This is a genomic window from Microbulbifer maximicatervae (SeqCode), from assembly GCF_052468095.1.
In genome coordinates this window covers 2,445,644-2,471,039 of the sequence record NZ_CP174332.1, presented here as the reverse complement: position 1 = coordinate 2,471,039, position 25,396 = coordinate 2,445,644, and the positions used below count along the sequence as shown (strand labels likewise).

The 25,396-nt window shown below is 47.3% G+C and carries 19 protein-coding genes; 14 read left to right on the top strand and 5 right to left on the bottom strand.

The features are described 5' to 3' along the window. Positions 1-244: 244 nt before the first annotated feature. Positions 245-1,345, top strand: coding sequence for a SagB/ThcOx family dehydrogenase (locus ACJJIL_RS10565; RefSeq protein WP_444941795.1), 1,101 nt, complete (start codon positions 245-247; stop codon positions 1,343-1,345). 179 nt (positions 1,346-1,524) lie between these two features. On the opposite strand, the gene ACJJIL_RS10560 is transcribed toward ACJJIL_RS10565, so the two are convergent. Continuing rightward, a complete protein-coding gene (locus ACJJIL_RS10560; protein ID WP_444927753.1) occupies positions 1,525-2,187 on the bottom strand; it encodes a TetR family transcriptional regulator in 663 nt (220 codons plus the stop codon). 272 nt (positions 2,188-2,459) lie between these two features. Here ACJJIL_RS10560 and ACJJIL_RS10555 point away from each other — a divergent pair, with 272 nt between their 5' ends. The 6 genes from ACJJIL_RS10555 to ACJJIL_RS10530 all read left to right on the top strand — a co-directional run bounded on the left by ACJJIL_RS10555 (position 2,460) and on the right by ACJJIL_RS10530 (position 11,612). After that, positions 2,460-3,644: an efflux RND transporter periplasmic adaptor subunit gene (locus ACJJIL_RS10555; protein ID WP_444941794.1), complete on the top strand. Its 1,185-nt coding sequence runs from the start codon at positions 2,460-2,462 to the stop codon at positions 3,642-3,644. An 11-nt stretch (positions 3,645-3,655) separates the two neighbouring features. Further along, complete coding sequence (locus tag ACJJIL_RS10550; RefSeq protein WP_445361922.1) at positions 3,656-6,838, top strand: efflux RND transporter permease subunit; 3,183 nt, start codon at positions 3,656-3,658, stop codon at positions 6,836-6,838. A gap of 423 nt (positions 6,839-7,261) precedes the next feature. Further along, a complete protein-coding gene (locus tag ACJJIL_RS10545) occupies positions 7,262-7,630 on the top strand; it encodes a hypothetical protein (protein ID WP_445361921.1) in 369 nt (122 codons plus the stop codon). Positions 7,631-8,101: 471 nt separating this feature from the next. Next, the gene (locus ACJJIL_RS10540; protein ID WP_413665744.1) at positions 8,102-8,854 is read left to right on the top strand and encodes a class I SAM-dependent methyltransferase; all 753 of its coding nucleotides are present in this window, start codon (positions 8,102-8,104) and stop codon (positions 8,852-8,854) included. Positions 8,855-9,025: 171 nt separating this feature from the next. Beyond that, entirely contained in the window at positions 9,026-9,799 is a 774-nt protein-coding gene (locus ACJJIL_RS10535) for a hypothetical protein (RefSeq protein ID WP_445361920.1), read from the top strand. A 148-nt stretch (positions 9,800-9,947) separates the two neighbouring features. Further along, on the top strand, positions 9,948-11,612 hold the full coding sequence (locus tag ACJJIL_RS10530; RefSeq protein ID WP_445361919.1) for a hypothetical protein: 1,665 nt from the start codon (positions 9,948-9,950) through the stop codon (positions 11,610-11,612). Positions 11,613-11,711: 99 nt separating this feature from the next. Here ACJJIL_RS10530 and ACJJIL_RS10525 read toward each other — a convergent pair whose 3' ends face one another. Further along, complete coding sequence (locus ACJJIL_RS10525) at positions 11,712-12,305, bottom strand: FMN-dependent NADH-azoreductase (protein WP_413665747.1); 594 nt, start codon at positions 12,303-12,305, stop codon at positions 11,712-11,714. Positions 12,306-12,418: 113 nt separating this feature from the next. On the opposite strand from ACJJIL_RS10525, the gene ACJJIL_RS10520 reads away from it, so the two are divergent. After that, positions 12,419-13,339 (top strand): LysR family transcriptional regulator, encoded by a 921-nt coding sequence (locus tag ACJJIL_RS10520; RefSeq protein WP_445361918.1) that lies wholly within the window; start codon positions 12,419-12,421, stop codon positions 13,337-13,339. A gap of 37 nt (positions 13,340-13,376) precedes the next feature. Here the strand turns inward: ACJJIL_RS10520 and ACJJIL_RS10515 are convergent, their stop codons facing one another. Continuing rightward, positions 13,377-14,258, bottom strand: coding sequence for a putative selenate ABC transporter substrate-binding protein (locus ACJJIL_RS10515; protein WP_445361917.1), 882 nt, complete (start codon positions 14,256-14,258; stop codon positions 13,377-13,379). A 372-nt stretch (positions 14,259-14,630) separates the two neighbouring features. Between ACJJIL_RS10515 and ACJJIL_RS10510 the strand changes: the two genes are divergently transcribed. Then, positions 14,631-15,458 carry an alpha/beta hydrolase gene (locus ACJJIL_RS10510; RefSeq protein WP_445361916.1) on the top strand — a complete coding sequence of 276 codons (828 nt, stop codon included), beginning with the start codon at positions 14,631-14,633 and terminating at the stop codon, positions 15,456-15,458. A gap of 129 nt (positions 15,459-15,587) precedes the next feature. On the opposite strand, the gene ACJJIL_RS10505 is transcribed toward ACJJIL_RS10510, so the two are convergent. Together ACJJIL_RS10505 and ACJJIL_RS10500 are read right to left on the bottom strand one after the other, a co-directional pair. Beyond that, positions 15,588-16,085: a DUF1097 domain-containing protein gene (locus tag ACJJIL_RS10505; protein WP_445361915.1), complete on the bottom strand. Its 498-nt coding sequence runs from the start codon at positions 16,083-16,085 to the stop codon at positions 15,588-15,590. A gap of 77 nt (positions 16,086-16,162) precedes the next feature. Then, complete coding sequence (locus ACJJIL_RS10500) at positions 16,163-16,972, bottom strand: SDR family oxidoreductase (RefSeq protein WP_445361914.1); 810 nt, start codon at positions 16,970-16,972, stop codon at positions 16,163-16,165. A gap of 58 nt (positions 16,973-17,030) precedes the next feature. Between ACJJIL_RS10500 and ACJJIL_RS10495 the strand changes: the two genes are divergently transcribed. From ACJJIL_RS10495 to ACJJIL_RS10475, 5 genes are all read left to right on the top strand, one after another. Further along, the gene (locus tag ACJJIL_RS10495; RefSeq protein ID WP_445361913.1) at positions 17,031-17,921 is read left to right on the top strand and encodes a LysR family transcriptional regulator; all 891 of its coding nucleotides are present in this window, start codon (positions 17,031-17,033) and stop codon (positions 17,919-17,921) included. Positions 17,922-18,192: 271 nt separating this feature from the next. Further along, positions 18,193-19,389, top strand: a complete 1,197-nt coding sequence (locus ACJJIL_RS10490) for a M12 family metallo-peptidase (protein WP_445361912.1) — start codon at positions 18,193-18,195, stop codon at positions 19,387-19,389. Positions 19,390-19,697: 308 nt separating this feature from the next. After that, positions 19,698-19,862, top strand: coding sequence for a helix-turn-helix domain-containing protein (locus ACJJIL_RS10485; RefSeq protein ID WP_445361911.1), 165 nt, complete (start codon positions 19,698-19,700; stop codon positions 19,860-19,862). Further along, positions 19,852-21,351 (top strand): sigma-54 interaction domain-containing protein, encoded by a 1,500-nt coding sequence (locus ACJJIL_RS10480; RefSeq protein ID WP_445361910.1) that lies wholly within the window; start codon positions 19,852-19,854, stop codon positions 21,349-21,351. The genes ACJJIL_RS10485 and ACJJIL_RS10480 overlap by 11 nt, the downstream gene beginning before the upstream one ends. Positions 21,352-21,807: 456 nt before the next feature. Next, complete coding sequence (locus ACJJIL_RS10475; protein ID WP_445361909.1) at positions 21,808-25,323, top strand: DEAD/DEAH box helicase family protein; 3,516 nt, start codon at positions 21,808-21,810, stop codon at positions 25,321-25,323. Positions 25,324-25,396 lie beyond the last annotated feature (73 nt).

Genomic DNA, 25,396 nt, shown 5'->3' with positions numbered 1-25,396 from the left:
AAGTAGTTTGAATGGAGGGATTTATCATGAAAAGGGTATATATAGAAGACGCAACACCCTATGCTCTGGGAGTTTGTGTCACAGTCTACACTACCTGTTAATAGAAGGTAGTTTTTCACAAAAAGTGAGATGGCCCTTGAAAATGAGGGACGTCTCACTCAGGGCTAATACAGACAAATCAAGAATTTATCGATTCTGCCTTTCTAGTTTTTTTACCAGTTCTAGTAAATATGATGGTTAAGCGATGATGAAAGGCGCTGCTTTATTAGATAATTTCTTTCTCTATTTCAGTGAAAATGAAGTCATCTTGTGGGATGTTGTTCATCACGATCAGTGGGCTTTGGATAAAGAAACCCTCATAAATATTCTGGATAAATTTTATTCCGATGTGCAGACAGGAGAAACTAAGGCAGCAGATTTCCTTCAAAGTAATGGAGCCTTCATCAGTGGTGATTTAGCTCGGAAACAATGGGGTTGGGATGTACTATCCTGGTTTTACCATTATGGCACCAAGCTTTCGTTACCGCCCTCGACTGAGGGCAAAGAAGGGGCTAGTGAAGATCCCAGGGTATCTTGGGTAGGACAGTATGTTGACTACTGTAAACAGGTGCCGGAAAAGGCTAAAGGCAAGTACAATTATCCAGAAGTGGATATTCCACTGAATAGCTTTCCTACCACCAATCAGTTGGAGTCTGTGTTTGGGACCCGGTTTTCTTCACGAAAATTTGTACCGGGTACCACTTTAAAACGTGAGCTTTTGGAAAAAATACTTTTTCATTGTGTAAAATTTCGTACTTCTCCGTTTGTTGAAAAGTTTTATAAGGCCCACTCAGACAAAATAAATTATTTTGGATATTTTCGCAGCAGCCCTGCTGGCGGCGCCTTACAAGCTACAGATATTTACCTGATAGTGCATTCGGTACAGGGGATTGATCCTGGTATTTACCTTTACAATCCAATTGATCATGGATTGACCAAAGTCGGAGGTCCTGTTAGCCATGATAAGATCCGCCGCTTGCTGGTCGGTCAGCCCTATGCCGAGGGTGCCGCAGTTAATATTTGCTTTGTCTGCAAATTTAATCGGTTCTGGTCCAAGTATCGTCATTCCCGTATCTATCGGATGGCTTACCTTGAAGCCGGCCATCTATCTGAGAATATATTTCTCTATGCACACTCTCTTAAGCAAGACGTATTTATAGCGGGCGCTTTTTACGATGAAGAGTTTGAGAGTCTGCTGAAGTTGGATAAAGACAGTGCCATGGTCTTTTTTATGGCTATTGGGGAAGGAGAGCATGCCTGTTTCCCGGTAGAGTACTTGCCTTCTGATTCAACAAAATTGGATTAATGAGTAATAGTTAAATGTTTTGCCTGAAAAAAGAAGTTTGACATTGCGGTAATCGATGATTTCAGGGCCAAAATAACCAGTTTGGGACTTCCAATGAGCATAAAAGAGAAAAGGTACTTATGGTGAGGTGAAAACTGCAAAGCAGTATGCCCCACCGAAGTAGATAAGGATAAGGTGCGTTAGTGCAGGGTGTGGACCAACCGTGAACTTAAGCGCATGGTGGGGGAGAAGCGGATCATATCGATCAGAGAGTCGATATAGCGTTCACCGAGTTCGCCGATATCTTCAATTCTTGAGGATAAGAGCCAAGTTTCAATCACACCGAACAGGCCACCGTGTAACATCTGCATCGCGAGGTCTGTATCAAGATCTTCGGGCAGTTGGCGCTCGGATACTGCGAGGGCAATCAGTTGTGCCATTCGCTCAAGCCCGCGGGTGCGCCCTTGCTTCATACGCAAGTGGGCTTCATTGTTCTCGGTAACCTTTTCTTCACAGGGATGGAAGATAATCTCAAGTACCTGCTGCCACTCTGGGTTACAAGCAATTTCCTGAAACAGCCACACCCAGCGGGTTCGCAGTGTACCGAGGGGATTGGCGTTGAGTTGCTCGCCGGCGTTATTACAAAGTTGTTCGCCGGGTAGTACCATGCGTTCTGTCAGAGCGAGCAGCAAACCGGTTTTGCTGTGAAAGTGGTCGGCAACAGCACCGCAACTAACTCCAGCCAGCTTTGCGACTTCGGAAAGGGAAGGGCGACACACTCCATATTCATGAAACACATTGAGCGCAGCGTTTAATATACGCTCACGGGTGGTCAAAATTTGCTCATCTCTGCGTTTGGTCATAAGGAACAGCGGCTTCTTTAATCAATTATTAGTTTCACTCTGGCTCATTTTTGCAGCGTTTAACCGCAGGTGCGCAAAGGGGTTTTATGTGCAAACCCTTGAATATACTGGGTGAAAGTGCATGTTAGATGAAAATTGCACGATTATGAACAGTTGATCCTGTTTCCTACGTACTCATAAAATGCCACGCTACTTTACTCAGATTTCCTTGTCACTTAAAAATTCCGCTAACTGCCAGTATTTTGTCCGCGCAGTCACTTTTAGAGGTAACCATGTTAAAAGCCCGCGCTCTCACCAGCCTTTTGGTCGCTTCCGCATTGTTGGCGGGATGTAACGAGGAAGCTTCGGCTCCACCGGGAATGGCCCCCCAAGTGACCGTAGTCACACTTCAGCCGGAATCCGTCACCCTTACCAGGGAGCTGCCGGGGCGGACTTCACCTTTTAAAGTGGCCGAGGTTCGCCCGCAGGTTAATGGCATCATAAAACGCCAATTGTTCCGTGAAGGTGGCCAAGTTAGTGCAAATCAGCCGCTTTACCAGCTAGATGACGCTCTTTATCGTGCTGACGTCGATAGTGCCAGAGCAAGTTTGCAAGGCGCAAAGGCGGCTATGAACATTGCTCGCCTCAAAGCCGAGCGCACTGCGAACCTGGTGGGGAATGGTGCTGTTAGCACGCAGGAAAATGATGCTGCGGAAGCCGATCTTCAGGAGGCCCGAGCCGATGTAGCCGCAGCTCAGGCGGAGCTGCACAGGGCGGAAATCCAGTTGGAATATGCGCGGGTCACTTCTCCGATTACAGGCCGAATTGGCAAATCTACAGTTACTCAAGGCGCTCTGGTAACGGCCAATCAGGCCGGAACTTTGGCTACTGTGCAGCAACTAGATCCGATCTATGTTGAGGTTACCCAGTCGGCAGCTGAGCTTGTTAGCCTCCGTCGAGCGCTTCAAGCGGGAACACTGGCCGACGCCACTCATCTACCTGTGACAATCCTATTAGAAGATGGCAGCGAATTTGAACACCAGGGCAAGCTGGAGTTTGCCGAAGCCAGTGTCGACCCCTCAACGGGCAGCGTATTGTTGCGAGTAGTTGTCCCAAACCCGGACACCATGCTTTTGCCGGGCATGTATGTGCGCGCAATTGTCGGTAGTGGTGTCCGTGAAGACGCAATTCTGGTACCTCAGCAGGGAATTGCGCGGGACCCTAAGGGCAACACCTCAGCCATGGTAGTGAATGAGGAAAATGTGGTTGCCCAGCGATCTGTGCGGGTTAGTCGTACGATTGGCAATCGCTGGCTAGTGGAAGATGGGCTCAAGGCCGGGGACCGGGTCGTAGTCGCCGGGCTGCAGAAAATTCGCCCGGGAGCACCGGTACAGGCCAGCGAGCGCGAAAATGAGCAGCTGCCGGCGGCTGAAGGCGATCAACAGGCTGGCGAAGCGCCTGCACAGCAGGGGTCTTAAGGGTAGGGGTTATGGCAAGTTTTTTTATCAATCGGCCCATCTTTGCCTGGGTGCTGGCAATTATCACGATACTGGCAGGTGTGTTGTCTATCGGCGAGCTGGCAGTTGAGCGCTATCCAAATATCGCGCCACCGTCGATCAATATAGAGGCAAATTATCCAGGCGCTTCCGCCAAGGTGGTTGAGGATTCGGTTACTCAAATCCTCGAACGCAACATGAAGGGCCTCGATGGTCTCCTTTATATGTCCGCCACCAGTCAATCCAACGGTGGTGTTTCAATCTCTTTAACTTTCGAGAATGGAACTGACCCGGATACAGCCCAGGTCCAGGTGCAAAACAAAGTGCAACTGGCGATGCCGCTGCTGCCACAGGAGGTCCAGGTACAAGGAGTAAATGTTAGTAAGTCTCGAGGTGGCTTCCTAATGGTCGCCGGCTTTGTGTCTGAAGACGGCAGCATGAACCGCAATGATATTGCTGACTATATCAATTCGGCCATTGTTGACCCGATCAGCCGGGTGCCAGGCGTGGGCAATGTGCAGGTATTTGGTTCCAAGTACGCGATGCGGATTTGGCTCGATCCCAATAAGCTCACCACCTATGAACTTACCCCTAGTGATGTTACCGATGCAGTGCGGGCCCAAAATGCACAAGTTACGGTCGGAAGCCTCGGTGCTGCTCCCTCTATTCCAGGGCAACAGCTAAATGCGGCAATTACTTCCCAGGAGCGCTTGCAAACCCCTGAGGAGTTCCGGGATATTATCGTCAGAGCCAATGACGACGGCTCGCTCTTGCGCCTCGGCGATATAGCTCGGGTCGAGCTAGGTGCGGAGAATTACGAGTTTATTTCCCGTTACAACCGCCAGCCTGCAACCGGCATCGCTATTAACTTGGCGACTGGGGCCAATGCCCTGGAAACGGCTGATGGGGTGAAAGCCAAGTTGAAGGAGCTGGAGGCTTACTTTCCCCGTGGCCTGACTTCGGTAGTACCATTCGATACGACACCGTTTGTTGAGGCATCTATTAAGGGTGTTATCTCTACCTTGATTGAAGCGATCGTCCTGGTATTTCTGGTGATGTATCTGTTTCTTCAGAACTTCCGTGCCACATTGATTCCGACGATTGCGGTACCAGTGGTGCTAATGGGTACTTTTGCCGTACTCGCTTCGCTGGGATTCTCAGTCAATATGCTCACGATGTTTGCCATGGTGCTTGCCATTGGCCTGCTTGTGGATGACGCCATTGTGGTGGTGGAGAATGTCGAGCGGGTGATGCGGGAGGAAGGGCTCTCCCCCAAAGAGGCCACTAAGAAGTCGATGCACCAGATTACTGCGGCACTGATTGGCATTGGCGTAGTTTTGTCGGCAGTGTTTGTGCCTATGGCATTTATGGATGGCGCCACCGGCGTGATCTACCGTCAGTTCTCCGCCACGATTGTTGCAGCTATGGCGTTGTCAGTGTTGGTGGCGATTATCCTGACACCAGCGCTTTGTGCGACCTTGCTGAAGCCAATATCCAAAGGGGAGGGGCATGGGGAGAAGGGCTTTTTTAGCTGGTTCAATCGCAACTTTGATCGAGGTAGCCAGCGCTATCAAGGTGGAGTGCAAGGTATTTTGAAGCGCAGCGGTCGTTTTATGCTGTTGTTTGTTGCGCTTTCCGCAGTCATGGCCTTCCTATTCCTACGGTTGCCCAGTTCGTTCCTGCCGGATGAGGATCAGGGTGTGCTGTTCTCCATGGTGCAGGCGCCGGTGGGGGCAACCCAGGAGCGCACTATGAACTCTATCCGAAAAGTAGAGGACCAGTTCCTGAACAATGAGCAGGGTATCGTGAAATCAGTATTCTCGGTACAGGGGTTCAGCTTTGCCGGTAGCGGGCAAAATACCGGTATTGCTTTTGTAAATTTGGAAGATTGGTCCCAGCGTGAAGAAGAGTCTCAGAGCGCTGGGTCTGTCGCCATGCGCGCGATGGGTGCCTTGATGCAAATTAAAGATGCGATGGCTTTCGCTTTCGCACCTCCGCCGCTCCCCGAGTTGGGTTCTTCTGGTGGTTTCAACTTTTATCTTCAGGATAATGGCAGTTTGGGTCATGAGGCTTTAACTGCAGCCAGGAACCAGTTTCTGGGAATGGCCGGGCAGAGTGAACTTTTGGCTAATGTTCGCCCCAATGGCCAAGAAGATACCCCGCAATTCCGTGTAAAAATTGATAATGCAAAAGCAGCTGCGCTTGGCTTGTCTATCGACGATATTAACAGCGCTTTGAGTACAGCATGGGGCGGTTCATATATTGATGACTTTATCGATCGCGGGCGGGTAAAACGCGTGTATATGCAGGCTGATGCTCCCTTTAGGATGGTCCCGGAAGACTTCCAGTTGTGGTCAGTGCGCAACGATAAGGGCGATATGGTACCGCTATCATCCTTTGCCAGTTTTGGCTGGGAGTACGGTTCCCCCCGCTTGGAGCGCTATAACGGCGTTCCCTCAATGCAGGTTAATGGGCAGGCTGCACCCGGAGTCAGCTCTGGTGAGGCAATGGAAGAGGTTGAGCGCCTAGTGGCGCAACTACCCGCAGGTATTGGTATGGAGTGGAGTGGTCTCTCATATCAAGAGCGCTCTGCTGGAGCACAAACTCCATTGCTGTATACCTTGTCCCTTTTGATCGTGTTCTTGTGTTTGGCTGCTCTCTATGAAAGCTGGACCGTACCGACAGCAGTACTATTGATGGCTCCTTTGGGAATCCTGGGTGCAGTACTGGCCAATAGCCTAAGGGGCATGGAGCGCGACATTTACTTCCAAGTCGCGATGCTGACTACAGTGGGGCTAACCAGTAAAAATGCCATCCTGATTGTGGAGTTTGCGAAACAGAATCTGGAAGACGGTATGGAACTGGTAGATGCCACGATGCGAGCTGTACGGGACAGGTTACGCCCGATTTTAATGACATCTCTCGCTTTTGGTTTGGGGGTGTTGCCCTTAGCCATAGCAACCGGAGCTGGCTCAGGTGCCCAACGGGCAATCGGTACCGGTGTGTTCGGCGGCATGATTGTTGGAACTCTACTGGGAATTTTCTTTATCCCACTGTTCTTTGTTGTGGTGCAGCGGTTGTTTGGCAAGAGAGTGCATAAGCAGGAAGTGGAGCTGGCTAAACAAGACATTTCGTCAGAAAAAAATGAGAGACCAGAAGCGGCCGAAGCGCTTTAACAGAGCTTTAACTATAAAGTAAATAAAGCCAGGCCAGGTTAATGGGCCTGGCTTTTTACTTTCTGGTCCCCCATAAGCCACAAGATCCCTGAATAGGGTGCTACTGCGAGTCTCAAGATACAAAGTGAACCTCTTTTAGTTCCAGCACCGCCAAGAAGTCATTGTTTTAAATTATTCGCTGAAGTAATGAAACATCAGCAATGATTTAAATCAAGAAGCCGAATAGTGTTTGGAGTCAAAATGCTAATCCCTGGCAAGGTGAGTAGCTATCCATACGTGATTGAACCTCACTTCTAAGCTAGATAGAGCGCAGTATAGAAGCCTGATATGGACGTTCATAGACTATTACGTCTATGGAGCATGCGAGGAAGCACCGATATTGCATAAATGTTATTAACAGCTAATTTAAGGTGAAGAGTCGGGATGGATTTAAAAGTTAAAGAAGGTCAAGTGTGGAAATATGATAATCGAGAGGGCGAGGAAGATTCGCGGGCTATCATATTAAAAATTGAAGAGTCTAAGTACGATTCAATGGTGGTACATGTTCAGATTTCAGGCATTAAAATTGATAACCCTAATAGTGGAGAGGTCATTGAGGAAATTACCCATATGCCGTTTTCAATTGAGGCGCTAGGGGCAAGCATATCTGAACTAATGGGGGAGTGTGAGATACCTGATTATGAGGACGGCTATAATTCATGGAAACGTGAATATATTAATGGCAATGCTGGCGTGTTCTCTATTTCTATTGGAGAGTCAGTGAAGTATATGGATGATGCGGTGAACAGCTAACAATAGCCTTTTTACTACATTTCAAAAACAAATATTCTTTTATGTGATAACCGCCTCAAACTTATAGCCCCTAATTAGAGTTGTAGGGGCTCAACGCATTGAATTATATCGAGAAGGCAACTCTATTCGTTTAGTAAAAGCTCACTATTTCTGATAGTTCAGTTGTCAAAATGCAGTGCCTTGGTGGGTTACTTATACTTATCTATCAACCATATATTGTGGAATCAAGTTGCAGCTAAACAGGATTGGGGTCTCTGTAAGAAATACTTAACCTGAATGAAGCTGACTTACCAAAGACGTCAATATGCTTTGAGTTCCTTGAGGATGGAAGTGGTACATTGGTACCCTATAAATATTCGTTTTGGAAATACATTTCTTGATACAATCGTCTCGTATTCGTGGTGAAATGGAATTGCTTATTTCAAATAGCCTTAGATTTGGAGTGAGTGAGGTAGTAGCGGGAGAATGTGGATGTTTATTGCTGACTCTGACAAAGAGTGGGAAAAGTTTGGCAAAGAAGATGCTTATTACGGTGTTCTAACCGAAGAAAAATTTAGGAAGGAAAACTTAACAGATAGCGCGAAGCAAGATTTCTTTAAAACGGGGCAAAGCCATGTTCACAATATACTGACAAAAGTGAAGCGGCATGTAGATGATGGCTTTGTCGTCAAAAGGGCGCTTGATTTTGGCTGTGGAGTTGGAAGAGTAGCGATCCCTTTAGCGTATATTGCTGAAGATGTTACAGGTGTTGATATATCTGATTCGATGCTTATGGAGGCTAGAAAAAATAGTCATGAGCAAGGCTTAAAGAATATTGAATTTGTGAAAGCTGATGAGAAGCTTTCTCTAGCTCAAGGGAAATTCAACTTCATACACTCCTTTATAGTGTTTCAACATATCCCTGTTAAAAAAGGGCAAAGACTGTTTCGTCTTCTGCTTGATAAGTTAGAATCGGGTGGGGTTTGCGTTGCCCATTTTTCATACACCAAAACTTCAAAACTGAAAAGGTTGACTTCATTTTTGAGCAGTACTGTGCCTTTTTCAGGGAATATCCTTAACCTTCTTAAAGGCGATCCTTTTATGGCTCCAAGAATGCAGATGAATAACTATGATTTAAATAGGTTACTTTCTCTGGTTCAAAGGGAGGCTATGTCAAATTGCTATCTGGATTTCACGGATCATGGTGGTGCGCTTGGGGTTTCACTCTATTTCAAAAAGGTGTAAAGAGGCGGCAGGATTTGCAAGCATTGCTACTGGTGCCTTAGAGAGAAGAACAGACCATTTCAGAGGTAAAGGGTTGAAAGATCTGGATTATTAAAAATCTTAGTTCTACGAGCAAGTACTGTCATGTAGTCGAGAATATAGAAATAAAACTAACAGTGGTGGGAGATAATTGTGGCCGACATGAATCCTTTAGACTTATGTTATCCCCTTATCGAACAAGTTAAAGGCATATATTGGCTTCCATTTCGTAGGGCATCATCATTTCAATATTTTTTGGGAGACTGGAGCCTTTCATTTTTCGGGCAGAGATGGCAAAAAGTCTTTGACAACAGCAAGTATGCGCCAGTTGCTACCCTTATCGATGAGAGCCATAGTTATTCCAGGCGCGATAAAATGAAGTCTCAGTGGGGGAGGGAGTTTTCTTATATCTCGTTTTGCCTATACCCGCTCTCAACGATCTGTAGTGTGAAAGTGGGGTTGGCTGATTTTATGATTGTTGGAGCTGCTTCCTTTGATTTCCGGGTAATTCAGGTAGGGGAGTCAACTCAATCTAGGCTTTTTAATGTTTCTGACCATAATCAACTAAAGCAGTTTATTTTCAAAATGCATAATGAAAACTGTGATAAATTGCTGGAAAAGGGTTATCACGATTCCTTTACTGCATGGGGTTTGGATGAGATACAAGAGCACAAGATTAAGGGGAGAAGCTGGTATGAAGTCGTTGATGGAAGCCGAAATCTAAATTGGCGCTTTAATTTATATACCCAGTTATCAGACAGGCACCTCTTACAAATTACCTACGAACCGAGCCACTTCTGGCCACCGTACCATACCCCAAGTAAAAAAGCTTTACGAATCAGCAAATCCCCTTTGTGGGATTTTATGGATAACCTGAAACTGTCCAAAGTGAAGAAGGACTTCCCTGTGATAAAGTCTATACCTTAGAGGTAGAGGTTGGATGCCTATTGATGCTTTCTCGATAGATAGGTTCTGCTGAATAAAAAGTTATAATAAAAAATCTATTTGAGATAGTGATAGTGACTCTACTTGTGTAAGCAGGGTTAAGCGAATTTAGAACTTGCTGGAACTGAATATGTTTGATGTAAATTCTCTGGACTTAAGATTCCCGATTATTGAGCAGATAGATGACATATATTGCTGTCCATTTAGTTCCTCAGAGAAATATCAGTATGATTTAGGTGGCTGGCATTTATCATTTTATGGAGAATCGAGAGCGCAACCTGGTGAGAACTCTAGATATACCTCACGTTATACTCCTATTCACAGTGAAGAAAGTTATTCAAAGTTCAATGATACGGAGCCTCAATGGGATGATGAGAGTCCTTATATTTGGTTTAGGCTTCATCCTATTGCGGCGATTGCTAGTTTAGGACCTGAATGGAATGAAGCTTGGACGATAGGAACTATTGCCCTGGATATCCGAGTAATCCAGATACGAAAACCGGCCAAGCCTGGAACGATCGATATTTCTGATCGTAGCCAGTTGAAATCGTATATTTTCAAGCAGCATAGTGACAAGCAAGACCTGCTACTGAGTATGGGGCATCTAGGTTGCTTTAGTGCGGGTAACATGGATGAAATCCAAGAGCACGAAATCAATGGGCGGAATTGGTATGAAATTATTGATGGGAATCGAAACTTAAATTGCTGTTTTAACCTGTACACCCCCCTGTCAGATAAGCATCTTCTTCATGTTGCATATATAGTTAACCAATTCTGGCCACCGTACCATATGCCTAGTAAAAAAGCTTTGCAAGTAAGTAAACTTCCCTTGTGGAGTTTTATGCAATGTTTGGAACTCTCTAGTGCCGATGAAAGTTTACAAGTAGAAGCCAGCACTCTACAGAACGATACCGCCAGGATTGAAGAAGAGTGGCCAAGAGGGGTGGATAGTGCGGACTTACTAGATTTAGATCTCCCAATTATATTGCAAGTTGATGATATCCATTGGCTGCCATTTGATAGAGCGCCGGTGCACCACTACGACCTAGGTGATTGGCATCTCTCATTTTCTGGGAAAAGGAATCTACAAGCTCAAGCGGGCACTGGTGGTGCCCCTTATACTACGCCTATACAAGATGATGAAAGTTACCCGAGGTTTAATGGTGATGAGGCTCGGTGGGAGGATGAAAGTTCATACGTATGGTTTAATTTTCATCAGATTATGGCTCAATGCAGCGTCAAGTTTGGGGAGGATTGCGCTTTAACTATTGGGACCGTTTTCTTTGATGTACGAGTGATTCAGTTATGTGATCCAGCTATGCTTCGAATCCACTATCTTCCTGATGGGGACCAATTCAAGCAGTTTATTCTTGGTATGCTCATTCCCCACTCGAAAGGTGATAATACTCAAGGGTTCAAGATTAATGAGAGGACTTGGTACAAAGTTGGATATGACGATTATGGAAAAATTGATCTTTATACCTGCTTGTCAACCAAACATTTCCTCCACGTCGCCTACAACGATGATCAGTTCGGTTTAGATGGGTGGTATCACTCTCATACCAGGAAATCTGGGAAGCTCGCCAAATCCCCCCTTTGGAGCTTTATGGAAAATTTGAAGCTTTCTAAAATTGAGGAAGGGAGCCAGGTTATAACCGGCACGGTGGAGCAAAAAGCCGGTCACGCCGAGGAGAACGCCCTAGAAGAGATATCTAGCTATACCGAAATGAAGGAGAGAATTGGCACTATAAAAAAAGAAAGAGATCTGCCTTTCGTTGATGAGTCAAGCTGGTGAAAGTTGATACTGACTTGCTATGTTCAGCTTTAACAACGTAGCGGGCTATTTTTTCTGATTGAGGCAGAGGGGGGGGGAATCTGCCCCCCAAGTCACGTTTCACACTAGCTCAGCAATACGCTCTTTTGCCGTGGCCAACGCCTTTTCCTTTGCTTCATCTCCCATCGCCAAGCCTTCAGCATAGACAAACTCCACATCAGTAATGCCAATAAACCCAAGGAACTGTCGAAGATAATTACTTTGGGGATGGTCATCACCATAAACACCACCTCGTGAAATTAAAACGACGGCTTTTTTGTTCCTTAATAAGCCCTCAGGGCCGTTTTCGGTATATCGGAATGTTACCCCGGCACGTGCAATAAAGTCGAAGTAGGTGTGCAAATTAGACGGGACGTTGAAGTTATACATCGGGATACCTAGCACCAGCAGATCTGCCGATGATATCTCCTCTATCAGCTTGTCCGAAAGTTCTGCAATTTCACTTTGCTTGTTTGAACGGCTATCAGCTGGCGTGTTGTGGGCTTGAAAGTGCTCCAGGCTCAGATGAGGTACAGGCTCGGATACCAAGTCACGATGGATGATTTCATCATCCGGGTTATTAGCCTTCCAGCTCGCTATGAAATTGTCCGTAAGTTGAGATGACTGGCCGTTCTCTTGAAAGAGGCTGGACTTAATGTTGAGTACCTTTGCCATGACTGCTTCCTCGTAACTAACTTTGTATGAAGCTATTGAAACATTCATTAAATTGATTAAAAATTAGAATTATTTGCTTATTTCTATCTAAAAATTCGATCATGAGCCAACAGTTGACACAATTAGCAAACCCAAAGATCACTCTTGAGCAGTGGCGTTGCTTGATAGCGGTAGTTGAAGGGGGAGGGTATGCAAAGGCCGCCGAGCTTCTGCACAAGAGTCAGTCCTCGGTAAGCTATTCAGTGCAGAAGTTGGAATCACTACTGGCAGTAGCGGTTTTCACGATTAGTGGACGCAAGGCGATTCTGACTGCCGCTGGTGAGATGCTTTACCGGCATGCAAAGCAATTGCTGGAGGATGCCTCTGCAATAGAGCAGGCCGCTAACCGGGCCTCGGCTGGATGGGAGTCCCAGATTGCGATTTCTGTAGAGGTGCTATTCCCAATATGGTTGCTACTGGACTGCCTTGCGCTATTTGGTAAAGAGAGCCCCCAGACCCGTATTGAAGTCCATGAAATGGTGATCAGTGGTGCTTTGGAGGCTTTAAATGAAGGGCGGGTCGATTTTGCGATCAGTCCTAGAATCCCCCAGGGCTACAACGGTGAGTTACTGCCGGCTCCTGCCCGGCTTGTTCCCGTGGCGCACCCCAGCCATCCCCTACATAAGTTGGATCGCCCGTTGACAATGAAAGATCTCCGTAATCACCGGCATTTGGTGGTTCGGGATACTAACCCCCAGCGCGGAAGTAAAACGCTTACGGTTGACGTCGCTAAGCGATGGACGCTAAGCAGCATGTCTTCTTTGATCAGAGCCGCCTGTCAGGGGTACGGTTTTTCTTGGTTACCGGAAGATAAAATTCTTAATGAGCTTATTGAGGGAAGTCTAAAACTGTTGCCCCTTGAAGGAGGAGGTAAAAGAGAGGTCCCTATGTATCTGATCTTTCCTAACCGGGATGATATCGGCCCCGGCGCACTGAGATTGGCAACTATTATCAGGGAGCGTTTGCAGGACCTGTCTTCCCCGGAGAGTTCTTAAGTAAGAACCAGGTCGGTCGGCAGGGCCAACAGCTCGCTTACTCATTATTCAACAAGCCAATTTCGTGAGCGGTCTCGACGATTGGCTGGTACATTGAGTTGTCGGCTTTGATAAACCCTTTGCGGGGAAATGCGGCAAGTAGTTTAGGGTCCCGCATATTCAAAATCGCCTGCTGGACCTTGTCTAAGAAACCGTTGCCCCAGGTTTCATCGACATCCCCACGAATTGTCCAGTTGTAATCTGGATATCCTGGGGTTTTCCAGATTACTTGCACCTTGCTCTCATCCACTTTGCCGGCTTTCTTTTCGTTCTCCCACACTTTGTGATTCAGGGCGCCCACCTGATATTTCCCAGACTGCACTAGATTGAGGGTATTGGAGTGGTCGCCGGCAAAGCCTACACGGCTGAACACCTCGGCCGGGGGCTTGCCCAGTGCTTTTCTAATAAAATACTCCGGCATTAGCCGCCCAGAAGTGGAGTGCTCTGAACCAAAAGCAAAGGTCATACCCTCAATACCACGGGGGAACTCTTTTGAGGGAGTGAGCCCAGTACTTTTATTCGCAATAAAATAGGAGGTGAAATTTTGATCTCCTTCTCCCTGGGCAATGGCCTTGGCGCCAGGCTCCGCAATACGGGCCTGTACTCCAGTAAATCCGCCGAACCAGGCCAATTGAACTTTGTTATTTTTAAAGGCTTTAACCGTATCGCTGTAGGACTTCACCGGTAAGTACTTAACTTCAACCCTAAGCGTGTCGGACAAATACTGTGCAACTTTGCCAAAGCGTTTTTGTAAGCGCTCCGGGTCCTGGTCTGGAATGGCAGTGAAAACAAAAGGTTTTGGGTTTTCTTGAGATAATACGAAGGGTACGCCGCACAGAATTACGAGGCTTAGAATAGACACGGTTAAACGCTTTAACATTCTTTTGGTCCTCTGCGGATCTGTAGTTCAAAATTTGTAGGATAAAACTAAAAGTTTAACTATAGGCGTTATATATAGATCAGAATGTTTGGAAGAAATTGTATTTCTCTGTTTGGGCTAGCAAAAGTGAGATGGCTTTCTACCATTTATCCGCGATATCTGAGTTGTTGAAATAGTTGACACATATTTAGGCCTCTACAGGTGTTTATTATTATAGGGTCTCTTCCTTTGTAGGATGCTTTCTGTGCTAAATAGGCCCGCCACACAAGCAAGGGGAGTTACGGAGTTGTTTGGAGGCTCCTTAGACTCTAGAAAGAACCTTTAGTGTAAAATAGGCAGTTTATGCCAGCACTTGCGGAGTTGAAACATAGAATGAGTGAGTATGATGATCAGTTTAATCTGCGCAAGCGGCACCCATTTGGTAGAGTCCATCTGCTAATCAATGAGCTACAAAGCTATTTGGCCACGCAAACCCTGAGAAACTCACTGGATATCAGCTACGGAGATAACCCCGGTGAAAAGGTTGATATATTCCCTGCTAAATCTCCTAATGCACCGGTTTTTGTGTTCATCCACGGCGGGTATTTCCGGGCGCTAGATAAAAAGCAATACCGGTACATTGCCAAGCCCTTTGTAGCGGCCGGGTGTACAGTTGCTTTGGTCAACTATGATTTGGCGCCCGCCGTCAGTGTTAAAAAAATTATTGAGCAAAATATAAAGGCATTCTTATGGATATATAAGAATATTGATCGCTGGAATGGCAAACCCAGTAATATAGTGATCTGTGGTCACTCTGTTGGGGCCTTTCTTGTTGCTAAAATTTTAGAATTTGAGTGGACACCTGAAGTCCGTAGCTCAATTAGCGGCGCTATTATGTTAAGCGGGTTCTATGATTTAACAAAGATGAGGCAATCTTATCTCAATGAATCTCTGCGTTTATCAGAAGATGACGTTACCAATTTGAGTCCCATTTTTGGCGATATTAGATGTTTCACCAAAGCGATTGTTGCAGTAGGCGATGATGAGACTGCGGAATTTATTGACCAGTCAAAAAGGTACTGTGGGAAGCTACAGCAAACGAAAAGCCCGTGCGAATATATACTTTTGAAAAATAAAAACCACTATACCGTATCGCGTATGTTAAGTAGTAGAAATAATGATCTAATGAATAGGATACTGGATATTTGCGGTGTGAATTGAGAGAGGGGGGATACGATTTAACGCTCAATTTATATAGTTTTGAACATAAATTGGGATTACCAGCTTAAAATCAGGGAGCCTCTTAAGGCCTGTAGGACATTACTGAATTATGCCGAGACTCCCTGACTATCAATTAGCTTTACTTTCTCCAGTAAGAGATTGTAGGTAGGAGCAGCAATAGCCAGCGAGGATGCCTAGAGCGGTCACTATTGTCAGCCCAATCACTCCAGATAGAACGTTGGCTGGATGGGCTGCAAAGAAAGTGATTAACCCTAAAAACCAGGCAATGATATTACCTACAAGTGGTAGTCCTCTTAGCGATACCACCACAAATGCAACGGAAAACACTGTAACTGCGAAGGCAATATTGCCCATCATTGGTAGTAATAGAGCATTAACTATAGCTGCTGTCATCCCCATCAATATTCCCAGAGCAACACAAATCCCACTGGAGATTGCGCTGAAGGCAGAGTTTGGCTGGGTAAAGAAAGCAACCCAGCCAACAAACATAGCCCAGGGTGGTAGTTCTAACATAGAGCAAGTGAATGCTGCTGCACTGGCAATAGTTGCAGCGATAAGGGTATCCCTGATGTATTTAGCCGACGGTACTTGGGCTTGATCGACCATTGGTTTTTAGTCCTCTTTCCAACTGGTATAACGATCAGTTGGAGATTGTTAAGTTGAAGCGGGCATTGGCTGTGAAGTTAGATAATTCCACCGTTGGCTCGTATAACTTGGCCGTTGATCCAGCCACCTTGCTCACTGACTAAAAAGGCAACGGTATTCGCAATATCTTCAGGCCTTCCCAATCGCTCAAGTGGCGACATTTTGGCAAGAGTTCCCACCATTTCATCAGTCTTTCCCGACAGGAAGAGCTCGGTAGCCGTAGGCCCTGGGGCGACGGCATTCACAGTGATATCTCTCCCCCGCATTTCCTTGGCGACTACCTGGGTCAGAGCTTCAACAGCTGCCTTGGTCGCCGCATATACGCTGTAATTCGGCATACACAAGTCGACGACACTCGAGGATAAGTTGACAATCCGGCCGCCTTCTTGAAGCCTTGCGGTGGCTTCACGCATGACATTGAAGGTGCCCTTAAGATTTACAGCTACCTGACGATCGAAATCATCTTCTTCACATTCTGCCAGAGGGGCTAGTTTCATAATGCCCGCATTATTAATGACAGTATTGATTCCGCCAAAGGTGACTTCTGCCGAGTTGAATAGGCGTGAAACCGCCTGTTGATCACTGATATCGGCTTGGGCAGTAACCGCCTTGCCACCCTCGGTTTCAATGCGGTTTACCAACTTTTCGGCAGCTGAATTATTACTTTCAAAGTTCACCAGAATGGTAAAGCCATCCTTTGCGAGGCGAGAGGCGATCGCCGCGCCTATGCCACGGGAAGCTCCTGTTACCAGTGCCACTTTCTCCATAATGATCTCCGTAGTGATTACTGGAGCTGCCCTTGCAGCTCCCTGATTCGGCTGTATTTCCATACTATTCGTGTTATTCATGTAGATAATCCGGCTAAAATGGAATCTATTGTTCCAAATAAACAAACAATAGGGCGATATGGATAAGCTGGATGCGATGCGCTTGTACGTGCGGATTGTGGAGCGGGGCAGTTTTACAGCCGCTTCTACTGATCTTGGGATTCCGAGGTCGACATCGACTCAGGTGATCAACCGGCTAGAGAAGCGGCTGGGAGTCAGGTTGTTGCAGCGATCGACTCGCAAGGTCAGGGCAACACTGGATGGGGAACTGTATTATCAGCGCTGTATTTCAATACTTGCGGACGTAGAGGAAGCAGAAGGGGCATTTACAGGTTTATTGCCAGGCGGTGAGGTGCGGGTAGACGTACAAGGGACTATTGCCCGTCATTTTGTTATGCCGCAACTCCCCCAATTTTTTGCCCAGTATCCTGACATTTCTTTGGTAATGAGTGAGGGGGATCGATGGGTGGACTTAGTCCAGGAAGGGGTCGACTGTGCTATTCGCTATGGACACTTGGCGGATAGTGAGCTGATTGCCAGGCGTTTAACCATGCTGGAACGGCTTACATGCGCATCGCCGCAATACTTGGAACACTACGGCCACCCAAGCTCTTTGGAACAACTGAATGGTCACCGTGTTGTAGCGCTTCGTTCTATAACGACTGGGAAGTCTACGCCGCTCTCTTTTTGTCTTGGCGACAGGGTAGAGACGTTGCAAGTTCCGGCGCAATTGACGGTAACTGGGACAGAGAGTTACTTGGATGGCGTTAAGCGGGGGCTCGGATTAGCTCAATTTCCAAAGTTTCATGTAGAAAAAGAATTGGATGCTGGAAATTTAGTTGAAATATTGCCCAATTTTCGCCCGCCCAGCGAGCCGGTATCGGTTGTGTTCACCCAGAATCGCTTTTTATCTCCCAGGGTTAGAGCATTTATTGAGTGGTTAAGTAAAATATTTTCAGTTTCCATTTAAAGGATTGTGATTAAGCTTTCATTTGAATTTAATTTTCCAAAAAATTATCTGCTCTTCAGATAGTAACTTGTCAAAAATTTGCGAAGTTAAATTATTGGTAGGCGTAAGAATATTTTTTTAGTTAAAAATCATATAGAGTAGCCGCGCACTGCGGATTTCAATAAATATTTCTATTCAGCCTTTGAAAGGCTGCATTAACAGATTTATTTTCATCTTTAGTGCGGATCTTTCTAAATTGATTTTCCGAGAAGCAGATACAGGGAGTATGTCTGTGAAAAGCTTTAAAATTTTTGCGCCTTTCGTGTTGCTATTTTCTACATTTGGCGCTCATTCAGAAGAAAATGTGCATGTTGTTTTTGAATCTTCCATGAGTGAAAGTAGATCAAATCTAATATCAAATAGAACTAAAAAAAGTTTAAATAACAAGATTTTTAGCTTGAAGCCCGGTAGTACCCTTGAGGTTCCCAGTGAGCTCGGCAAGCAACGGTTTACCTTGCAAAATATTCGCTCAACAAAAAATAGGGCTTCACTATCTGCATTTTCTGAGGATGGAAAAGGGTTTATCACCTTAGCCGAGAACAACGGTAGAATTGTTGGCTCAATACAATCTGAAGGTAGGCTCTACAAAGTGAGACCTGCCGGAAACGGTGCGGTTACAATCGCTGAGGTTCCAGACAATTCACTTGTCGACCATGATAGTAACTACTTTGAAGAAATGGATTTTACTTCCAAGGTTGGTGCGCTAAACACAACCTCAGGAATTGCGACTACTGACTCTGGTGGAAAAATAACCGTTATAGTTGCTTATACCGATGCCTTTGAGGCAGACGCCGGTGATGTACCCGCCTACATGGACTTATTGGAAGAGGAAACCAATGTTTCATTTGCCAATAGTGAAGTCAATACCTCGGTAGAAATTGTTCACGCTTATAGAACGAGCTATGCAGAGAGCGGCAGCTTCTATGTTGATCGCGAGTACTTTTCGAATGACGCATACCCAGAAACCAAAGAGCTATACGAACTAAGAGACTTGTATAGTGCAGATGTAATGATTGTTTTAACCGGCAATGATTTGTACAGCGGATCATGTGGACTGGCTAAGATGATCTACGCATCGGAATCAACAGCCTTTGCTTTCGCAAGGGAAGGGTGTGCAACGGGGTACTTCAGCTTTGCCCATGAAATTGGCCACCTGCTGGGAGCCCGACATATTATCTACAGTGATTCGAATATGGAGCCGTTTGAATATGGCCACGGCTACTGCAATACCACCCCTTCAACTTGGAGGAGTGTGATGGCCTACAATTGCCCGTCGGATCGAGGCGGCCCCAGAATTCAGCAGTGGTCCAACCCGGATATCACAATAGATGGAGACCCTACAGGCACCTCCAACCTTGAAGATAATGCCCGGGTTATCCGTGAGCGCGCCTGGGAGGTTGCCAACTTCCGGGTCGATGGGGAAAGTTAACGGCAAATTCATACAATAGCCGCTAGCAATGCAGAACTGCTAGCGGTTTTAATGAACGAAGTTGCTTCCAGTTACAATGTTAGGCCTTAGCCTTCTATTTAAAATTTAAGCCTGCAGAAGCCTTCGTCACTCTGCCATCAACTTGAATAGGCTCGTACAAAAATTCATCAGTTACTCCGCCTTCCCACTTAAATATTTCATTTCATCTGAAATTTCTTCAATTTTTTAGATATGATCGCTCTTACTGTATTCACTATAGGTTTGGTTAACTGTGTTGCCACTTCGCTCGCGTGATAGAGAAGTGGAAAATGAAGATTGCCGATACCTTGCATGATATCTGTTTCAACCGTAATGCCGTGATGTTGATAGTCAAAGAAACCGTACAAAAAATCGACATCGAAGCCCTGGATACGCATTGCAGCCTATTCCAGTGTGATATTAGCGATATGTTGGAGCTCGCAGATGAGCCGTAGTAAACGCCAGGTCATGATCAGTTGGATAGGCGCCAACGATTTGAAGAATACCTCTAACGGTGCAGTAGATGGGCGGCCCCTCGGGCCTATAGCCTCCACCCTAAAGTCTCATTCATTTGATGCGGTTGAACTGCTGTACAGCTATCCGGAAGCTGAGGTTAATCCCTATTTGCACTGGCTTTCCCAGCAGGTCGAAATACCGACTAAGGCCTATCCTGAGTCGCTAGTCTCACCGGTGGATTTCTCGGCGATCTATGAGGCGGCCGATAAACACCTGGCCAGGCTTGTAGACGAAGGCTGCGAGCTCTCTATATTGCTGAGCCCCGGCACTCCGGCTATGCAATCTATCTGGATACTGTTGGGTAAAACGCGCTATTCCAGTCGTTTCTATCGAGCCTCGATCGAGGAGGGCGTTGAAGAGGTAACCCTGCCTTTTGAATTATCGGCGGAGTATATTCCCGCAGCTAAAGAATTGAGCAGCTCAAAAATCAGCCAGCTAGCAGAGGCCGTCGCGCCGGTAGATGCCGCTTTTGACAGCATCATTACCCGTAACCCGGACATGCAGAGGCTGAAAGCACAGGCCCAGGTTTTGGCCCAGCGCAATGTCCCGGTATTGATCTACGGTGAGACCGGCACTGGCAAGGAGCTGTTTGCCCGTGCCATCCACAATGCCAGTGATAGGGCCAGTCGGCCCTTTATTCCCTTAAACTGCGGTGCGATTCCCTCGGAACTGGTGGACTCGGTTTTGTTTGGCCATACCAAGGGCGCCTTTACCGGTGCAGCCTCCGATAAGGCTGGGGTGTTCGAGCAGGCCCATGGTGGCACCTTGTTTTTAGATGAGTTCGGTGAGCTGGAGCCCAGCGTACAGGTACGGCTATTGCGAGTACTCCAGGAGGGTACTTTTGTTCCTGTTGGTGGCACTAGGGAAAAGCGGGTGGATGTCCGTCTGGTTAGCGCAACCCATCGCAACCTGATGGAGGCCGTTGCCAATGCCTCTTTCCGGGAAGACCTGTTCTACCGCATTGCCGTTGGCGTACTGCACTTGCCACCATTGCGCGAGCGAGAAGGGGATCTTTCACTGCTAGCCGGCGTAATCTTGGAAGCCCTGTGTGAGCAAGATGTGGGTTTACGGGGTAAAAAACTATCTCCCGGTGCGATGAACCTTATCATCAAGCACCCATGGTGGGGCAATGTGCGGGAGTTGCAGTCCAGCTTGCTGCGAGCAGCGCTGTGGTGTCAGGGGGATACGATTAGTGCACAGGATGTACGTCAGGCACTGTTTCAGATGCCCGAGAAAAATTCGGGGCTGCTGGATAAAGATGTATCGAAAGGCATTGATTTACAGGGCTTATGTGATGATGTAATGCGGCATTATATTCCCCTCGCATTCGACGTAGCCCAAGGCAAGAAAACCAAGGCAGCGGAGTTGTTGGGTTTCAATAGCTACCAAACCCTTGAGAATAAAGTGAAGAAATTGAGCATTAGCTAGCTGCTGCCAGCTTGGAGTTGGAGCATAGGTGTAGGCGTATTAACTACTGGGAAACTTGGCTAGAGGTTGGGGTAGGAAAGTAGAGCAAGAGTAAATAAGTTTACTTTGAGGTAAAAAACGTTATCTTTTGGTGTTTGTGGGACTGCCCCATCATTTTTCAGGTCTCCATTGGGGACTGTAGGGTGCGGTCTAAGCTGCTGGGTGATGGCGTACAGTATTTAACCTGAGGTGGGGCGCAGATAGGATTTTATTTCAACTTGTTGATATTAAAGGGTTTATTTCGAGATTTCACATTCACTATAGTGAGTGTTCGCAGGTCGAAAGTGGTGGTGTAAAGAAGGAAGCGGCGCAACTATTGAGGCTGAAGAGACCACAGGTATTGATCACCTGGATGGAAAATTCAGTGTAAATCAATGGTCGCTAAGTTGTTGGCACGACACCTGCACTAGCAGGGATATGGAAATAATAGAATTTATGCAGTCACAGAATTTTGAGCACTTAAGACCTTACTGGCCAGATCTTGCCAGTTTAGCGGGCCACGCCGAGCAATACGTTTACAGCGACCCGCAAAGTGCACTGGTTAAGCTTCGCTGTTTTGCCGAGAAGCTGGTAGGTATTGTCTACCGGGAATGGCGCCTACCCAGCTTGCCCAATGAAAAGTTTATCGATCGCCTGGAAAACCACGCCTTTGCCTCGGTAGTCGACCAGGCCATCATCGATAAATTGCATGCGATTCGCAAAGAGGGCAATAAGGCAGCGCACGAGGGCAAGTTTGGCAAAGGTAGTGGCCCCTGGTTGCTCAAGGAAACACATATTCTGAGTTGCTGGTTACTGCTGTCTTTTAAAAAGGGGAGCAAAGGTGACTTAACGCCTTTCAAAGAGCCTGCCAAAACCGTTTCGCCTGAAGCCTTAAGCAAGGCCGCCGTGAAAGAGTTGAAGGCCAGTAAACAACGTGAAGCTGAACATAAAGCTCGTCTTGAGCAGGCCATCACCGAACTTGAAGCCGCACAGCAGGCCGAGTTTAAAGCGCAGCGCGAAGCGGCCAAGTTAAAAGCCCAGCTCGATAAAGCGGCAATCAGTGCACACAAACAAGCCAGTGATGATGCCAAAAATCAGCTGGAACTCAACGAAGCGCAAACTCGCCGCCGCCTGATTGATACGGAATTGCACAGCCGGGGTTGGGATATCGACCTTGTTAAAGGCAAGAACACTGATGAAGTGAGCTTTGAGGAAGAGGTTGATGGTCAGCCCACCGCTACCGGCACCGGCTACTGTGACTACGTACTCTGGGACGATAACGGAAAACCGCTCGCAGTTATCGAAGCCAAGCGCACACGAGAGAGGGCTGAAAAGGGTCGCCAGCAAGCCAAGCTCTACGCCGACTCCCTAGAGAAAAAGTACGGCCAGCGCCCAGTCATCTTTTATACCAACGGCTACGACATCTTTATCTGGGATGATGCGCAAGATGTCTCCCCCCGCAAGCTCTACGGTTTCTATTCCAAGAGCAGTCTGCAATACCTTGTGGGCCAGCGCAGCACTCGTCAAAATCTCAATACCACACCGGTAGCAACGGATATCGCTGGCCGGATGTATCAGCTCGAATCCATATCCAGAGTGTGTGAGCGATTTAGCCAAGGTCACCGCAAAGCCCTGATTGTGCAGGCCACGGGAACCGGCAAAACCCGCGTCGCTATCGCACTCACCAAGCGTATGATTGATGCCCGCTGGGCCAAGCGTGTACTGTTTCTCTGCGACCGCAAAGAACTGCGCAAACAGGCGGGCAAGGCTTACAACGAGTTTACCAACGAACCGCTCTATATTGTCGGCAAGAGCAAAAAAGAGCACCGTAAAAAATCGCAGATTTACGTGGCGACTTACCCCGGCATGATGAAAATCATGGAGGAGTTTGATCCCGGCTACTTCGACCTGATTATCGCCGACGAATCGCACCGCTCCATCTACAATGTATTCGGTGATCTGTTCAAATACTTTGATGCGTTTCAACTGGGCCTCACCGCCACACCGGTTGAAATGATCAGCCGCTCCACCAGTCAGCTGTTTGGTTGTGATTACAAAATGCCAACCGCCAACTACCCGCTGGAACAGGCGATTGAAGACAAGCACCTGGTCCCCTTTAAAGTCGTCACCCATACCACCCAATTTTTGCGCGAGGGTATTCAGGGTGACAAGCTCAGCGACGAGCAGATCGCCGAGCTGGAAGATCAGGGCTTTGATCCCAATGAGCTGGATTTTAAAGCGGCTGCAATCGATAAAGCCATTTTTAACAAAGATACCAACCGCGCCATCCTGTGCAACCTAATGAATAACGGCCAGCGCCTGGCCGACAACCAAACACTGGGCAAGTCCATGGTGTTTGCCCGCAATATTCAGCATGCGGAATTACTCAACACGCTCTTTGCCGAGATGTATCCAGAGTACGGGGGTAACTTCTGTCGAGTGATCCACTCCAAGTACGAGCGGGCTGAAGAGCTGATCGATGATTTCAAGGCTACCGATGGTAAAGACTCCGAAATTACTGTGGCCATCTCCGTAGATATGCTCGATACCGGTATCGATGTGCCCGAGGTGCTCAACCTGGTTTTCGCCAAACCGGTAAAATCTAAAGTGAAATTCTGGCAGATGGTGGGGCGGGGTACCCGCCTGTGCCAAAATCTCTTTGGCCCCGCCACCGATGGCAGCGATGACAAAAAGAAATTCCTGATCTTTGACCACTGGGGCAATTTCGAATATTTCGAAATGGAGCCGGAGGAGGAAGAGCCCCGCCAAAGTAAATCCCTCAGTCAAAAACTCTTCGAAGCCCGCCTGGCATATGCGGAGGAGGCCCTCAAGCGCGGCGAGATGCAAAGCTTTGGCAAAATGGTCCTATTGATCAAGCAGGATATTGATACGCTGGATGACAACACTATAGCGATCAAAGATAACTGGAAGCTCAAGCAGCAGCTGAGCCAGATCGAAGTATTGCAGCAGTTTGCCCCAGCCACCAAAGCGCTGCTTTATGAACAAATGGCCCCCTTGATGCAATGGCGTAATATCCGGGGCGAGAGCGAGGCCTTAAAGTGGGATCTCGATATCGCCACGGCCCAGCATGCCCAGCTCTGCCAACCCAAATTATTGGAGCCCGTCAGAGAGCAGGTGCTCAGCAAAGTGCGCAGCCTATCCATGCACTTAAACCAGGTGCGCAGCAAAGCCTCGGATGTCAACGCGCTGCAACAAGATGAATACTGGGCGGCTCCGGACTTCGATAAGCTGGAACATAGCCGCCAGCAGCTCCGTACAGTTATCCATCTGCGGGACAAGGGCGCGGTGCCACCAACGGCGCCGATCCCTATCTACGATATCAAAGAGGACAGCGCGGGTTACCAGGTGGAGGAGCGCAAAACCAATATTCGCACTGTCGACTACGAAATCTACCGGCAAGAAGTGGAAAAAACACTGACGCCGCTTTTCGACAAAGACCCGGTGCTGCAAAAAATCCGTGCCGGAGAGCCGGTCACAGAGGCAGAGCTGGATACCCTCAATGCATTGGTGCACACACAAAACCCCAGCGTCGACCTTGGGCTATTGGCTGAGTTTTACCCGGAGTCCAGTACCGGCGTTGATCAGCTGCTGCGCACTATTATCGGCCTGGACGTGGGGGCGATTGAGCGGCAATTTACCGCGTTTGTGCAAGCGCATCACATCAATCTCAGCGCCCTCCAGCAACGCTTTTTAGGGCTGCTTAAAAGCGAGATTTGCCGCAAAGGGCAGATGACCATCGCAGATCTCTACGAGCAACCATTCAAAGGCCTCCACCAGGACGGAATCGACGGGCTGTTCGAGGAACACCAAGCGGAGCTGATCGCCAAATTTGTGGCAGGCTTCACTGTCGATACAGAAACACAGAAATCACAGCTCAACGTGCCAAGCCAAGCTTTAGAGAAAGCTTCAGAGCAAGCGCAGCCCGTTGAGTAATTTAGAGTTGTACTAAAAAAAGCGGCAGGAAAGGTCACGCTGCCCCCGGGATCGTATGCGGCATGGATGCCGA